At 69.1% G+C, this 13,220-nt stretch carries 17 protein-coding genes; 11 read left to right on the top strand and 6 right to left on the bottom strand.

Annotated elements, in window-relative coordinates:
• The first annotated feature begins 274 nt into the window (after window positions 1-274).
• Window positions 275-862: a hypothetical protein gene (locus Raf01_RS36465; RefSeq protein ID WP_203922664.1), complete on the top strand. Its 588-nt coding sequence runs from the start codon at window positions 275-277 to the stop codon at window positions 860-862.
• A gap of 72 nt (window positions 863-934) precedes the next feature.
• Here the strand turns inward: Raf01_RS36465 and Raf01_RS36460 are convergent, their stop codons facing one another.
• Window positions 935-1,324 carry a VOC family protein gene (locus tag Raf01_RS36460; protein WP_203922663.1) on the bottom strand — a complete coding sequence of 130 codons (390 nt, stop codon included), beginning with the start codon at window positions 1,322-1,324 and terminating at the stop codon, window positions 935-937.
• 162 nt (window positions 1,325-1,486) lie between these two features.
• Here Raf01_RS36460 and trpB point away from each other — a divergent pair, with 162 nt between their 5' ends.
• From trpB to Raf01_RS36445, 3 genes are read left to right on the top strand one after another with little or no spacing between them, the layout of a single operon-like run.
• Complete coding sequence (gene trpB, locus Raf01_RS36455; RefSeq protein ID WP_373319687.1) at window positions 1,487-2,671, top strand: tryptophan synthase subunit beta; 1,185 nt, start codon at window positions 1,487-1,489, stop codon at window positions 2,669-2,671.
• Window positions 2,671-3,462, top strand: a complete 792-nt coding sequence (gene trpA / locus Raf01_RS36450; RefSeq protein WP_203922661.1) for a tryptophan synthase subunit alpha — start codon at window positions 2,671-2,673, stop codon at window positions 3,460-3,462. The genes trpB and trpA overlap by 1 nt, the downstream gene beginning before the upstream one ends.
• On the top strand, window positions 3,459-4,214 hold the full coding sequence (locus tag Raf01_RS36445; RefSeq protein ID WP_203922660.1) for a GntR family transcriptional regulator: 756 nt from the start codon (window positions 3,459-3,461) through the stop codon (window positions 4,212-4,214). The genes trpA and Raf01_RS36445 overlap by 4 nt, the downstream gene beginning before the upstream one ends.
• A gap of 3 nt (window positions 4,215-4,217) precedes the next feature.
• On the opposite strand, the gene Raf01_RS36440 is transcribed toward Raf01_RS36445, so the two are convergent.
• Window positions 4,218-4,541 (bottom strand): hypothetical protein, encoded by a 324-nt coding sequence (locus Raf01_RS36440; RefSeq protein ID WP_203922659.1) that lies wholly within the window; start codon window positions 4,539-4,541, stop codon window positions 4,218-4,220.
• 33 nt (window positions 4,542-4,574) lie between these two features.
• Between Raf01_RS36440 and Raf01_RS36435 the strand changes: the two genes are divergently transcribed.
• On the top strand, window positions 4,575-5,189 hold the full coding sequence (locus Raf01_RS36435; protein WP_239134247.1) for a TetR/AcrR family transcriptional regulator: 615 nt from the start codon (window positions 4,575-4,577) through the stop codon (window positions 5,187-5,189).
• Window positions 5,190-5,192: 3 nt separating this feature from the next.
• Here the strand turns inward: Raf01_RS36435 and Raf01_RS36430 are convergent, their stop codons facing one another.
• Entirely contained in the window at window positions 5,193-5,834 is a 642-nt protein-coding gene (locus Raf01_RS36430) for a hypothetical protein (RefSeq protein ID WP_203922658.1), read from the bottom strand.
• Between the two features lie 586 nt (window positions 5,835-6,420).
• On the opposite strand from Raf01_RS36430, the gene Raf01_RS36425 reads away from it, so the two are divergent.
• Complete coding sequence (locus tag Raf01_RS36425; protein WP_203922657.1) at window positions 6,421-7,338, top strand: NADP-dependent oxidoreductase; 918 nt, start codon at window positions 6,421-6,423, stop codon at window positions 7,336-7,338.
• A gap of 95 nt (window positions 7,339-7,433) precedes the next feature.
• Here the strand turns inward: Raf01_RS36425 and Raf01_RS36420 are convergent, their stop codons facing one another.
• Window positions 7,434-8,075, bottom strand: a complete 642-nt coding sequence (locus tag Raf01_RS36420; RefSeq protein ID WP_203922656.1) for a class I SAM-dependent methyltransferase family protein — start codon at window positions 8,073-8,075, stop codon at window positions 7,434-7,436.
• Window positions 8,076-8,516: 441 nt separating this feature from the next.
• Here Raf01_RS36420 and Raf01_RS36415 point away from each other — a divergent pair, with 441 nt between their 5' ends.
• Both Raf01_RS36415 and Raf01_RS36410 read left to right on the top strand, forming a co-directional pair.
• Window positions 8,517-8,669, top strand: a complete 153-nt coding sequence (locus Raf01_RS36415) for a DUF6069 family protein (protein WP_203922655.1) — start codon at window positions 8,517-8,519, stop codon at window positions 8,667-8,669.
• Between the two features lie 445 nt (window positions 8,670-9,114).
• A complete protein-coding gene (locus tag Raf01_RS36410) occupies window positions 9,115-9,687 on the top strand; it encodes a hypothetical protein (RefSeq protein ID WP_203922654.1) in 573 nt (190 codons plus the stop codon).
• Here Raf01_RS36410 and Raf01_RS36405 read toward each other — a convergent pair.
• Window positions 9,684-10,175: a winged helix-turn-helix transcriptional regulator gene (locus Raf01_RS36405; protein ID WP_203922653.1), complete on the bottom strand. Its 492-nt coding sequence runs from the start codon at window positions 10,173-10,175 to the stop codon at window positions 9,684-9,686. The two genes, Raf01_RS36410 and Raf01_RS36405, sit on opposite strands and share 4 nt — an antisense overlap.
• Before the next feature lie 74 nt (window positions 10,176-10,249).
• Between Raf01_RS36405 and Raf01_RS36400 the strand changes: the two genes are divergently transcribed.
• Both Raf01_RS36400 and Raf01_RS36395 read left to right on the top strand, forming a co-directional pair.
• Window positions 10,250-10,831, top strand: coding sequence for a dihydrofolate reductase family protein (locus Raf01_RS36400; protein WP_239134246.1), 582 nt, complete (start codon window positions 10,250-10,252; stop codon window positions 10,829-10,831).
• Entirely contained in the window at window positions 10,831-11,646 is an 816-nt protein-coding gene (locus tag Raf01_RS36395) for an MBL fold metallo-hydrolase (protein WP_203922651.1), read from the top strand. The genes Raf01_RS36400 and Raf01_RS36395 overlap by 1 nt, the downstream gene beginning before the upstream one ends.
• A 136-nt stretch (window positions 11,647-11,782) precedes the next feature.
• Here Raf01_RS36395 and Raf01_RS36390 read toward each other — a convergent pair whose 3' ends face one another.
• Window positions 11,783-12,910 carry a cellulose-binding domain-containing protein gene (locus tag Raf01_RS36390; protein WP_203922650.1) on the bottom strand — a complete coding sequence of 376 codons (1,128 nt, stop codon included), beginning with the start codon at window positions 12,908-12,910 and terminating at the stop codon, window positions 11,783-11,785.
• 68 nt (window positions 12,911-12,978) lie between these two features.
• On the opposite strand from Raf01_RS36390, the gene Raf01_RS50685 reads away from it, so the two are divergent.
• Window positions 12,979-13,113 (top strand): hypothetical protein, encoded by a 135-nt coding sequence (locus Raf01_RS50685; RefSeq protein WP_275413128.1) that lies wholly within the window; start codon window positions 12,979-12,981, stop codon window positions 13,111-13,113.
• Window positions 13,114-13,220 lie beyond the last annotated feature (107 nt).

The raw sequence follows: 13,220 nt of genomic DNA, 5'->3' as shown, positions 1-13,220 counted from the left end.
CAGTTCGGTCAGCAACTCGTCCAGGCGCACCCGGGACAGTGGCGAGAGCCCCAGCGACGGGGCGGTCCAGAACTCGCCACCGTTACCAGGGCCTGCGGGATCGCTCACCCGCCGATGATATCGAGCGGCCGGGCCTGGTCGCCCCGAGGAAGAACGTCCCGGCCGCGCCGGGACCTTGGCCTCTGCCCGGCGCACCCGTTCGTTGCCACTGTGTGTTTGGGCACGCACTGGCCCGGCCAAGCGTGGCGAACAGTGCCGACAAGGAGGCAACGCGATGCGCCGAAGGACCTTTGACACCATCCTCTCCGCGGTCGGCGTCATGCTGACCCTCGTCCTGCTCGTGGCGGGCGGCCTGCTGATGTGGGGCTACAGCTTCGCCAACAGCAACGTGCACGACCAACTCGCCGCCCAGCAGATCTACTTCCCCGCGGCGGGCAGCGACGCGCTCAAGCCGGCGGCCATCGGCCCGTACCTCAACCAGTACGCCGGCCAGCAACTCGTCACCGGCGCGCAGGCCAAGGCGTACGCCGACCACTTCATCGCGGTACACCTGAGCGAGGTGGCCGACGGCAAGACCTACGCGCAGGTCAGCACCGCGGCCCAGGCCGACCCGACCAACGCCGCCCTGCAGGCGCAGGTGAACACCCTGTTCAAGGGCGAGACCCTGCGCGGCATGCTGCTCAACGCCTACGCGTTCTGGAAGATCGGCCAGATCGCCCTGTATGCCGCGATCGCCAGCTTCCTGTTGGCGGCGGTCATGCTGGTGCTGTCCGTACTGGGAATCGCGCATCTGCGGCGGGTGCCCGAGCAGGCCGAGGTACTCGCCGGCCGCCCCCGCACGACGGAGCCCGTGAACAGCTGAGCGCGAGTCCGCCGGCCGCCCGGGGCACCAGCCCCGCGGCGGCCGGCGACGTCTGTCGCGGGGTGGGCGCGTTCAGCCGGGTTCGCCGGCCGGCTCGGACAGGTACAGGCAGAACGGGTGCCCGGCCGGGTCGAGGCACACCCGCACGTCGTCCTGGGGCTGGAAGTCGGCGACCGTGGCGCCCAGCGACACCGCGTGCGCGACGGCTGCCGGCAGATCGTCGACGGCCACTTCGAGGTGCATCATCATCTGCTGGTCGCCGGACCCGGCCGGCCAGGTCGGCTGCCGGTACGCGGTCTCCCGCTGGAACGACAGGCCACGGCCGCCGTCCGGGGCCCGCAGGTACACGTCGTCTTCTTCCGCGCGGGCGATCTCCCAGTCGAGCAGCGCGGCGTAGAAGGCCGCGAGCGCATGCGGGTCCGGGGCGTCGAGGTTGATGCCGGTCAGTGTCAGCCGTGCCATGTCTGCCTCCCGCCTCGCACGCTAGCAGCCGGATCGGGGTGGCGCAGGCCTCGACAGTCGTGGCAGACTGTTCTAGAACTGCTGATCTGCTTCTAGAACAGTGAGGTGAGCTGGATGACCGACCTGAGGCTGCGACCGCGCGACCTACCTCGACCGCGCGACCTGCCGATCGTGCGGCCGGCGGGGACGATGAGCGACCCCGGTCCGCGCGGCAAGTTCGGCGACCACGGCGGCCGGTACGTGCCCGAGTCCCTGGTGGCCGCCTGCCAGGAGGTCGAGGACGCGTTCCGGGACGCCTGGTCCGACCCCGGATTCCGGGGCAGCCTGGCCACCCTGCTCGCGGTGCACGCCGGGCGCCCCACGGCGCTGACGCCGGCCTGGCGGCTGTCCGCCGAACTGGGCATCACCCTGCTGCTCAAGCGCGAAGACCTGGCCCACACCGGCTCCCACAAGATCAACAACGTCCTCGGCCAAGCGCTGCTGGCAACCCGGATGGGACGCACCCGGCTGCTCGCCGAGACCGGCGCCGGCCAGCACGGGGTGGCCACCGCCACCGCCGCGGCGCTGCTCGGCCTGTCGGCCACCGTCTTCATGGGCGAACGCGACGTGGAACGCCAGGCGCTCAACGTGTTCCGGATGCGGGTACTGGGTGCCGAGGTGGTACCGGTGGGCACCGGCAGCCGTACCCTCAAAGACGCCACCAGTGAGGCGATGCGGCACTGGGTCACCTGCGTCGACGACGCGTACTACTGCATGGGCTCCGTGGTCGGACCCCACCCGTACCCGTGGATGGTCCGGGAGTTCCAGCGGGTCATCGGCGAGGAAGCCCGCGGGCAGTGCGCCACCGAACTGCGCACCGGCGTACCCGACTACGTCGTCGCGTGCGTCGGCGGTGGCTCCAACGCGGCCGGCACGTTCGCCGGATTCGCCGACACCGCCGCCCAGTTCGTCGGCGTGGAAGCCGCCGGCGGCGCCGGCGCAACCGAGGGCCGCACCGGTGTGCTGCACGGATTCCGCTCGCGTTTCCTGCAGGACGACGACGGCCAGATCACCGAAGCCGAGTCCATCGCCGCCGGCCTGGACTACCCCGGCGTCGGCCCGGAACACGCGTACCTGCGCGACCTCGGGCGGGCCCGCTACGTCACCGTCACCGACGCCGAGGTGGTCGACGCCGCGCTGCGGCTGGCCCGTACCGAGGGAATCCTGCCCGCCCTGGAGTCCGCGCACGCGGTCGCCTGGGTGATCCGCGCGGCGGAAAGCGGCGAACTGCCGCCCGGCGCCACCGTGCTGCTGACCCTGTCCGGACGCGGCGACAAGGACACCGCCACGCTCATGGAGCTGGTGTGATGGGACTGCTGGAGATTCACCTGCGGCAGCGCCGCGAGGCCGGGCGCGCGCTGCTGATGCCGTACCTGACCGGAGCCATCACCGGCGACTGGGTCGACTACCTGCGCGCGTTCGTCGACGCGGGGGCCGACGCCATCGAGATCGGCCTGCCGTTCTCCGACCCGACCCTGGACGGCGCCACCATCCAGGAGGCGTCCCACGTGGCGCTGTCGCGGGGCGCGAGCGTGCGGGCAATCCTCGCCGGCCTTTCCGGCCTGGAGCTGGGCGTGCCGCTGGTGGCCAGCACGTACCAGAATCTGGTCCTGCACGACGGGCCGGAAGCGTTCTGCGGCGCGCTGCGCACCGCGGGCGTCGACGGTCTGATCGTCGCGGACCTGCCGCTGGAGGAGGCCGACGAGGTCGAGCAGGCGGCCGCGGACGCCGGGGTCGACCTGGCGCTGCTCGCCTCGCCCGCGACCCCACCGCCGCGGTTGGCCGCGATCGCCCGACGCAGCCGGGGATTCGTGTACGCCGTGTCGCTGATGGGCACGACGGGGGAGCGGGCGGCGCTGTCCGCTTCGGCCACGACGCTTGCCGGGCAACTGTGCGAAAGCACCGATCGGCCGGTGCTGCTAGGGTTTGGCATCTCCACACCCGACCAGGCGGCGCAGGCCATCCGGACGGCGGACGGGGTCGTCGTCGGCGCCGCGATCATGCGACGGATCCTCGACGGCGCAAGCCCGGCCGATGTCGGCGCCTACCTGGCGGCGATGCGGCAGGCACTGGACCAGGAGCGTGAACCCGCATCATGACCCGCGAGGCCGGACACGAGGCGAGGTACCGCGTCATCGCCGCCGACCTTGCCGAGAAGATCCGGGCGGGACACTACGAACCCGGCGAGGCGCTGCCGGCTCAGCGCGAGCTGGCCGCCTCGTACGGGGTCACCCTCATGACGCTGCGCCAGGCGCTGCGGCAACTGTCCGACGAGGGGCTGATCGTGCAGCAGGCCGGCCGCGGCACGTTCGTGGCCCCGCCGCACCTGGCCTACCAGCTCGGCTCGCTGTCCAGCCTCGCCGACGACCTGAAGAAACAGGGCCACGAGGTACGCACGGCGATGCTCGGCCGGTCGCTGCGGCAGGCACCGGCCTGGGTCACCGCCGCCCTGCGTACCCGGTCCGGAGAGGCCGCGCTGCGGCTGGAACGGGTACGCACGTTCGCCGGGCGCCCGGCGATCCACCAGGTCTCGTGGGTCCGCCAGCCGTACGCGGCGCAGCTTCGCGACCGGGACTTCACAAGCGTGTCGCTCTACGAGGCGCTGGCCGATGTCGGGGTGGCGGTGGCCCGGGCGTCGGAGACGATCCGCCCGGGGGTACTGGACGCGAACGTCGCGCAGCACCTGGGGGAGGACGCGGGCGTACCGGTGTTCCTCAGCGACCGGATCACCTACGCGCTGGACGGCACCGCGGTGGTGGTCGACCGGGCGACGATCCTGGGCAGCATGATGGAGGTCCGTACCGAGCGGGCGGCCACCGGGCTGTCGCTGCAATGGGGTGCGGCGGGTTGAGCGTTACTGGGCTTGCCGTGTCTGGGGCATGGTCCGCTTGCCCCACGGGTTCGGGCTGCGCCACGTCCTCGTGTGGATGAGGCCGACGGCCAGGACGCCCAGCGCCGCCGCGGTGTAGCCCGCGAGCCGGTGGTCGCCCACGTGGGCGAAGTGCCACGCCACGGCGGCGATGACGAGCGCGCCCCAGCCGCTGAGCACGCTGGCCACCGGTGAGTCGCGGAACGGGGAGGGGTTCCGCCCGTCGCCGGTGCTGCCCTGGACGTAGTACGGCAGGCCGTTGCCGGCGAAGAAACCGGCGATCAGGGCCAAGACAATGGTGACCAGCATGGGGTGCCTCCGGGGAAACGTATAATCGGACTCGTGACTCCGATTAGACGATACGGACTGGCGACTCCGGATGTCAACGCGGCCAAACCCCTGCGTGCCGACGCCCGGCGCAACCGCATCCGGGTACTCGAAGCAGCCGACGAAGTCTTCGCCAGCAAGGGAACCGGGGCGTCGACCGAGGAGGTGGCCCGGCACGCCGGGGTGGGTGTCGGTACGGTCTTCCGTCACTTCCCGACCAAGGAAGCCTTGCTGGAAGCCGTACTGGTGGAGCGCTTCGGCAGGCTCGCCGAAGAAGCCCGCAGCCTGGCCGGCGCCGAGCGGGCCGGCCCGGCCCTGTTCGACTTCCTCGCCCGCATCGTCAACCAGAGCGCGTCGAAGAACGCCTTCACCGAAGCGCTGACCTCCGCCGGCGTCAACGTCGAGAACTCCATCGGCGAGGTCGGCCAGGAGTTGTGGAGCGCGCTCGACACCTTGCTGACCCAGGCGCAGCGGGCGGGTGCGGTACGCGAGGACGTGCGCACCGACGAACTGATCGTGTTGATCGTCGGCGCGTCACGGGCGGCGGAGTACGCGAGCCGGGACGCCGACCTTCAGGCCCGCGCGGTCGCGGTCATCTTCGACGGTCTGCGCCCAGCGCCGTCTGCCTAGACTTTACGGGACGACCAGGCCCCACGAGCCTGCGTCGGCTGCGGCAGAAGCAGCCGCTCTTTGAAGCACCTCCATATGGCCGAGCACGGAAAACCCGTCCTGGCTTCCCGGCCAGACCAAGGCGAGCCGACGGTCGCTCTCGGCATTAACCAACAAGCGGTTGACCTCGGCGGCAGGAATGATCGAGCAGTCCGTCCACGGATCATAAGACGCCGGAACGCGAAGATTATCCGGGGCGAAGTCGTACAAGTTCAGCATCACGCCGTTGATCGCCACCGCATAGCCCGTCGAGGCCGGATCACCGGGACTGAAAACTGTCGAGACACGAAGGTCGACGCCGCAGTCGGCGAGTGCTTTCGTCATGCCGGTCAACCACGCTTCGACGTCGCCCTTGCTGAGGTCTTCTCCGTCAGCGCGCCAAAATCCACCGGCCGTCCACGTTGCTTCCGGCTCGTCAGATGTCATGAGCGTCTCGACGATGGCGGTCCTCTCATCGTCGGCGACGCCATTCCACAGACCTGCTGAGTCGAGAGCATGCAGAAGGTCCTCGAAATGGTGCGCCTCGGAGTCGTCGAGCGCCGTGTTGCCAATCAGCTCGCGCCGAACGACTCCTGCAGCACCAAGGATTCTCTTGACCATGTTCACGGTATTCATAATGCGGCATCAACATCGCCGAGAATTGGTCCCCACAGCGGGTCGGTCAGCCGTGATGGCAGGACGGCACAGGACTCCCCAGTGATCACAGAGCGTCGCAGCTCCATGGTCACCGAGACCTGTGCCCCTGCTCATTGCCGAGGCCCGAACGCCGCCTGGCTGCGCAACCTCTAAGAACGCCTCATAGAATGGATCTTGGAAGTGACTGATCGCGGTGGTCGTTGATCAGGTGCGGGCCATGAAGGCGACCCAGATCCAGACCGATTCCGGTCGACCGGGCTCGAAACAGCACCTGATCACCGAGGCGTACGGCATCCTGTTGCAGGCGTCGCTGACCGGCGGCACGCAACGACGTCACCCAACTCATGCCGCTGATCCAGCACGTCCCGCCAGTACGGGGGCGCCGCGAGCGCCCACAAACCGGCGTCAGCCGACTGGGCCATCGTGTCCAGAGGGGACGCGGCGGTACATCCTCGTCAGGCGGGGTGCCTTTGTGCCGCACCTATAATGGACGATATAGTCCACGGAAGTGCCTCGCAGAGTGTGTCGGCGAGGACTGGATACAGGGAGGTATCGGATGAAGGCGATCGTGGTGACGGACCAGGCCGCGGGAACGGCCGGGATGACGCTGGCCGAGCGGCCCGAGCCACAGGCGGCGATCAACGATGCCGTCGTTGAGGTTCACGCGTCGGGATTCGTCCCGACTGAGCTGACGTGGCCCTCGACCTGGACCGATCGCCTCGACCGTGACCGCACGCCGTCGATCCCCGGGCACGAGCTGGCCGGAGTGGTCACCGCCCTCGGCTACGGGACGGCGGGACTGTCTGTGGGGCAGCGGGTTTTCGGCCTCACGGACTGGACTCGCGACGGCACACTGGCGGAGTATGTGGCCGTCGAGGCGCGTAACCTCGCGCCGCTGCCCGGAGACGTCGACTTCACGGTGGGCGCGAGCCTGCCGATCTCGGGCCTGACCGCTTGGCAGGGACTGTTCGAGCACGGCCGCCTTCGGTCGGGGCAGAGCGTCCTCGTGCACGGCGCGGCCGGCGCGGTCGGGGCGCTGGTCGCCCAACTCGCACGTGAGTTCGGCGCCTACGTTATCGGCACCGGACGGGCCGCCGATCGCCAGAAGGCGCTCGACTTCGGCGCGATGGAGTTCGTCGACCTCGAGAACGATGCCCTGGAAGACGTCGGCGGCGTCGATCTGGTCTTCGATGTCATCGGCGGCGACATCCAGAAGCGGTCCGCGGGCCTGATTCGAGCCGGAGGCACGCTGGTGACCGTCGTCGGCCCGCCCGAGGCGCGGCCCGCTGACGGCCTGGCGGTCGACTTCGTTGTCGAGTCCGATCGTGTCCAACTGGGTGAGATCGTCCGGCGGGTGCGTGACGGACGACTGCGGACGAACATCGGCGACGTCGCGACCCTCGACGATGCCGTCGCCGCCCTCAACCCGACCGGGCGACGCAAGGGGAAGACGATCATCCGCGTTCGTCCGTAAGGACTCCGGGACGCGACGGCCGGGCGGCAGATCGGCACCACAAGCCTGGCGCCTATAGCCAGCCAGTCTTCGTGTTCAGGGCGAGATTGCCCGGCTCAGGTCCTGGCCACGAAGGTGAACAGCCGCTGGCCGGGTATCAGCGCGGCGGGCTCGCCCGTCAGCCGGTGCGCGCCCACCGACATGAAGCCGTCAGGGCTGGTGTCGAACGCCTCCTCCCGGAAGCCCGCCTCGCCGAACCAGGACCGGATCGCGGGAGTCAGGTCGGGCGCACTGCGGTGCCTGGTCCAGAGGACGAGCGCTCCAGGTGCGCACAGGCTGGGCAGGGCGGCCACTGTGGCCTGGATGTCGCTGTCGGTGATGTTGCCGAAGATGCCGCATGCCACCACTATCTGGGCCGGTACCGCGCCGGTGCAGGCATCGGTGATCCCGGCATCGGCCTGCAGCACCTCGACGCCGTGCAGCCCAGCCGTCTGCGCCGCCTGCCGTGCGAGCGCGACGTTGCGCTCATTCAGCTCGACCAACCGGGCGCGCACGTCATCTCGGCGCGGATGTTCGGTCAGCACGCCGATCACGTCCCGGCCCTGCCCGGCGCAGAGGCTGATCAGGCGGATGTCCCCGGCGGGCGCACGTTCGAGCTCGGCGCGCAGGTGCCCCTGCACGAGCTTCCCCCGCCGCGAGAGCGGGGAGCCTGGATCGTCGTAGTCTCGGTGCCATTCCACCCAGTCGCGCTGCGCCACTGGGCCAGCCTACGGCCGCCGATCCAGTACGCAACTTCAGCCTTCGGTGGGACACCTGGAGCCCGCCGCCCGGCTGGTTCGACAACGACGAGTTCGGCGCGACAGCGCGCAGCTTTTCTCGGGGTCAGTGCGGGCCGACGAACTCGATACTCTGTGCCGTCCCAGGCCTCGTACTTCCTGTTGTCAGAGTCGTGGCGGATGTCGACGTTCTCGAGGTTGCCGGTCGTAATCATTATGGTTCCTGTCGCATCGGTGTTGGCGCGTCCCGCGTGGCCCGGGTGCAGCGTCATTGCAGGACCAAATAGTCCACTCCGCAAATCAGCCCGAACACATGCGATCGCCCAGAGCATCGCGCAGGTGCTGGGTGATGCGGGTGATGCTCCGGTGATGATGCGTCCGTCGTGCCGTCCCAGGTCGAGTTTGGCGTCGAGGGTGTCGAAGATGGCTCGGCGGTCTGCCGCCGCGGGTTTCGTCGGATTCGACGCCACGACGGCTATCACCCTCATCCTCATCCACCTCCTGGCCGCCGCCATCGTGATCCCCACACTGGCGAACCGACTCGCGGCGGTCGGGCAGCCGAAGCAGGGCCACTGAGAGGCGTCTTCCTGGGAGCGACCTTCGGGCCCGATGGCGGGTCAACTCGGCTCAACTCCCCGTCTGCCTGATCGCCCATTTGGTCGGCGGCGCTCTTGCCGCGATCGTCTATCCACTGGTGTTCGCGGCAAAGCAACACCCATGCCACGGCAGGTCGACGTGGAGACCGTGTCGGCCGCCGCCTAGTGCCGGATGTGTCCGGCCGGGGCACAAGCTCAACGGCTGCCTCGGCCAAGCACCGACCCACGCGCTTCCCTGCGAGCAGAATCAATTGACTACGCCGGTGTGAGGTGGACGAAGCTGAGGACCTGTTGCGATAACTCCTCCCTTGACCCGGCGGCCCCGAGCGGTCCCACGTTCCTGTTGCACAGCCGCGCCATGATGGACGGCGCGGGCACGACGCGTACCAGATCACGCCGATTCCTAAGAAGCGGGGGGAAAGCCAGTGATCAGACGGATTTCCATGACCCTGTCGGCCGGAGCTCTGATCATCGCAGTCGCCGGCTGCACGGCGACTCGACCGGCACCGTCTGTCGAGGCGTCCTCGGATGCGCCACGCGAGTCGGCCACGCCTTCGCCCAGCATGGACAATGGCAAGACCGTGCCCATCGAGACTCCACTGACATTGCAGACGAGCTTCGGCGACACAGTCCAGGTTCGAGTGATAGTCGTGGCTCCCGACGCCAAACCGAGCGGCGACACTCCCGGGCCGAAGCACGGCATGTACGTCGGCGTGCTCATCGAGGAGACAGTGCTCAGCAGCAGCAGCGGCGCAATGCTGGATGCGGGCAACTTCGCCCTGACGGGCCGCAACAAGGTCCGCGCGGACCGAACGGGCAAGATCCGTGTGTCGTCTGGCCCGGACCCGCTGGAGCCGCTGTTTCCGAGCGCTGAATTCCACGCTGCTGGCGATACGGTGACCGGGTGGGTGATCTTCGATATCGATCCCCTGCAACTCAAGGGCGCCGTGCTCGACGTGTGGGCAACCTACGAAGAACTCGCTCACGTCAGGATCTAGTCGCGGCGCTCCTGCTCGGCGGCGTAGGCGGCGTTCAGGCGTTCGAGGGGGCCCGGGCCGTCGTAAGGCTTCGGCGGGGCGTCGAGGTGGCGCACTCGGAGCTCGTCCATGAGCTCCTCGATGAACGCCGGGCCCGCGTCGCGCATCATCCTCTGCCGGATCTGGAGCTCCTCGGTGCCCGGGCGCCAGTCGAGGCCCCAGTTGCCGAGCGCGTAGAGGACCGGGAGGGTCCGGATGCCGGCTTCGGTGAGGCTGTAGCGGGCGCGCTGCCCTCGCGCCGCAGTGCCCCGGGTGAGGATCCCCGCCTCGACGAGCCGCACGAGGCGGTCGGCGAGGATGTTCGAGGCGATGCCCTCGACCGACCCGGTGAGCAGCGCGCGGAAGTAGCGGCGGTCGCCGAAGATGACGTCGCGGAGCACGAGCAGCGTCCACCGGTCTCCGAGCACCTCGACGGCCGCGCTGATCGGACACCCGGACCGTGGTTCCACGACTCCTCCTTGACAGGCACTTGGCCCCCAATATAGTAGTTGCAAATCGCAATCACTAGGGGGAGGAGGGGATGATGGGCCGCTTCCTGTACTGGATGAACGTGTCCCTCGACCTGCGGATCGAGCAAGTTCCCGGGGACGACGGCGCCGGCGAGTGGCTACGCATCGACGAGGAGCTGCACCGGGAGTTCAACGCGCGGGCGCGAACACTCGCGGGCATGGTCCAGGGCCGGGTCATCTACGAGACGATGGAGGAGTACTGGCCTCGGGCGCGCGAGGACGCGTCGCTGCCGGACGTCCTGCGTGAGTACGGCGAGATCTGGACCTCCGCGCCCAAGGTGCTCGTCTCCCGCACCCGCCACAGCGCCGATCACAGCACCCGGATCATCGGCGGGGACGACGCGATCGAGCAACTGGCCGCCCTCAAGGCTGAGACCGAAGGCACCCTCGGTGTAGGCGGCGCGGCCCTCGCCACGCAACTGCTCCGGGCGGGGCTTCTCGACGAACTGCTGCTCTTCACCCACCCGGCGATCCTCGGCTTCGGCCGGCCGCTGTTCGACGACTGGGACATGCCGATCGAACTCGACCTGCTCGAGCACCGATCGTTCAAGCAGGGTGTCACGATGCACCACTACGCCATCCGGGAGACGAGCTGATGCTGAGACAGGTCGCGGACGGCGTGATGGTTCACGAGAGCGAATTCCTCCAGAGCAACACCATCGTCGTGCAAGGCCGCGCCGGCGTGTTGCTTGTCGACCCCGGTTTGCAGGACCACGAACTGGCCTGCCTCGCCAACGACCTGTCCGCATCGGGCCGGACCGTCGTGGCGGGCTTCTCGACGCATCCGCATTGGGATCACCTGCTCTGGCACGCACAGCTCGGCGAAGCGCCCCGCTACGGCACGGCCCGCTGCGCGGCCGCTGTCCGGGAACAGCTGTCCCACCCCGACGCGAAGGCCCGCATCACCGAACACCTGGCCGAGACGGAAATCGCCGGGAAGGTCCCGCTGGACCTGTACGGCTTCATCACCGCCTTGCCCGCCGGGACGGCGCGGATTCCCTGGGACGGCCCCGAAGTGCGGGTCATCGAGCATCAAGCGCACGCGCCGGGCCACGCGGCGCTGTTCGTCGAGGAGCGCGGGGTTCTCGTCGCCGGCGACATGCTCTCCGACGTCCTGATCCCGATGCTCGACCTGAACGACGCCGCCGACCCGATCGAGGACTACCTCGCGGCATTGCGGCTCATGGAAGGCGTGGCGGCCGACGTCGACGTCGTCGTACCCGGCCACGGGTCGGTCGGCGCAGCCGGTCAGGTGCACGAGCGGATCGAGCGGGACCGGGCGTACGTGCTCGCCTCGCGCGACGGCCGCGAGCCCGGTGACCCGCGGATCGGCCCCTCGGCCAAGCCCGGCTGGGAGTGGGTGAGCGATCTGCACCACGGGCAGGCCCATCGCCTGGCCGCTGGTCGCTAAGCCGTGTTCCATAGGCGCGCGGGCGCGGCGGGAGACGCTCCGGATGCGCGCGCGGTCTTCCGTTGGCCGGGGTCCGGTGTCTCCCATAATCGGCGCCTCCCCCGGGATCCGTTCCCCGAGGGAGACACCGGCGCGGTCAGGACAGGAAGCTTCCATAGGGACCGTTGAGGATCTGGTCCTTCTGGGCCTGGCTGAAGTGCGTGTTCGGGTAGTCGTAGAACGACGCCGACATCGGAGTCCCGTCCGTCGACGAGGAGTCCGGCAACCCGAACGCGTGGCCGAGCTCGTGCACCATGCCGCCGTACCACCGGTTCATCGGGCCGTTGACACCCGCGGCGCCGTCGGCGTCGTGTTCGCACAGGATGACCCAGCCTCCGCCGCCGCCACCCCCGGCACCCTGCCCCTCGGCACTGATCTCGCCCACGTTGATCCAGCGACTGTCCGGGGCGTGCAGCGAGAGTTTGCGCAGCAGCTCCTGCTGCATGTTGAACACGGCCCACCAGTAGCGGTCGCTGCCGTTGGGTGTGTTCTCGTACCAGGACTTCACGTGGTCGCCGTTGACGACCTCGACGACCGTACTGTTGAGCGTGAAGCTCTTGCCCAGCTCCTGCCGGTAGTAGCGCTGCGCCTCGCGCATCACGTTGGCGATACCGTCCGGCCAGCGCTGGTCATAGGCGACGTCGGAGGGCTTGAGCCAGTAGACCCGCACGGTGCGCACCGGCGGCTGGGTCGGCGGTGCCGTGGTCGGCGTGCTCGTCGGTGAGGCTGTCGTGGGCCGGGTGCTCGGTGTGGGGGAGGCCGTCGTCGGGCGCACGGTGGGGCTGGTCGTCGGAGAGGTACTTCCGGTGCAGGCCACGCCGTTGAGCGTGAAGCTCGCCGGTACCGGGTTGCTGGTGTTGTTCCAGGAGCCGTTGAAACCGAACGACGCGGTGGCGTTGGTGGCCAGGTTGCCGTTGTAGCTCACATTGATGGCCGTGACCGCGCTACCGCTCTGCGTCACGGTGGCGTTCCACGCCTGGGTCACGCTCTGCCCCGCGGCAAACGACCACCGTAGGGTCCAGGCGGTGATCGGGTCACCCAGGTTGGTGACGTTGACGTTCGCGCTGAAACCGCCCGCCCACTGGGTACCGACGGTGTAGGCGACCCGGCAGCCGGCCGTTGCCGCGTAACCCGCGGTCGTGGCGACGGTGGCGGCGGCCGCGCAGACAAGCCCGGCGGTCAGCGTGGCGGCGACGATTCTGGTGCGGGATCCTCGACGGTGCATCCTTGTCTCCTCGCAGGAACGCCCGCGCAGACCCGCGGGCACGGCGTACTCCCATCACGTCCCGCACGGTGAACGCGAAGAGCGACCAGGATCGGGCCATGGCCTGGCTACCCGATCGCGATCAGATCCTGCCGCATTATTCGATCCTCGTCAATGTGTGCGGTGCGCTTTCGTACCGTCACCACTATCTTGCCTGCGCGTGAAGTTGCCTGGCTGGCCGCGTGTTTTCGAGCGGTCACGCGGATTCGGTGAACGCTCACATTCCTGATGCGCGCGGCGGCGGCGGTCGCGCGGTCAGGGCGTCGCGGTC

Source organism: Rugosimonospora africana, from assembly GCF_016862975.1.
GTDB lineage: Bacteria > Actinomycetota > Actinomycetes > Mycobacteriales > Micromonosporaceae > Rugosimonospora > Rugosimonospora africana.
Note: the sequence above shows the minus strand (reverse complement) of the source record. Positions and strands in the feature narration are given on the sequence as shown.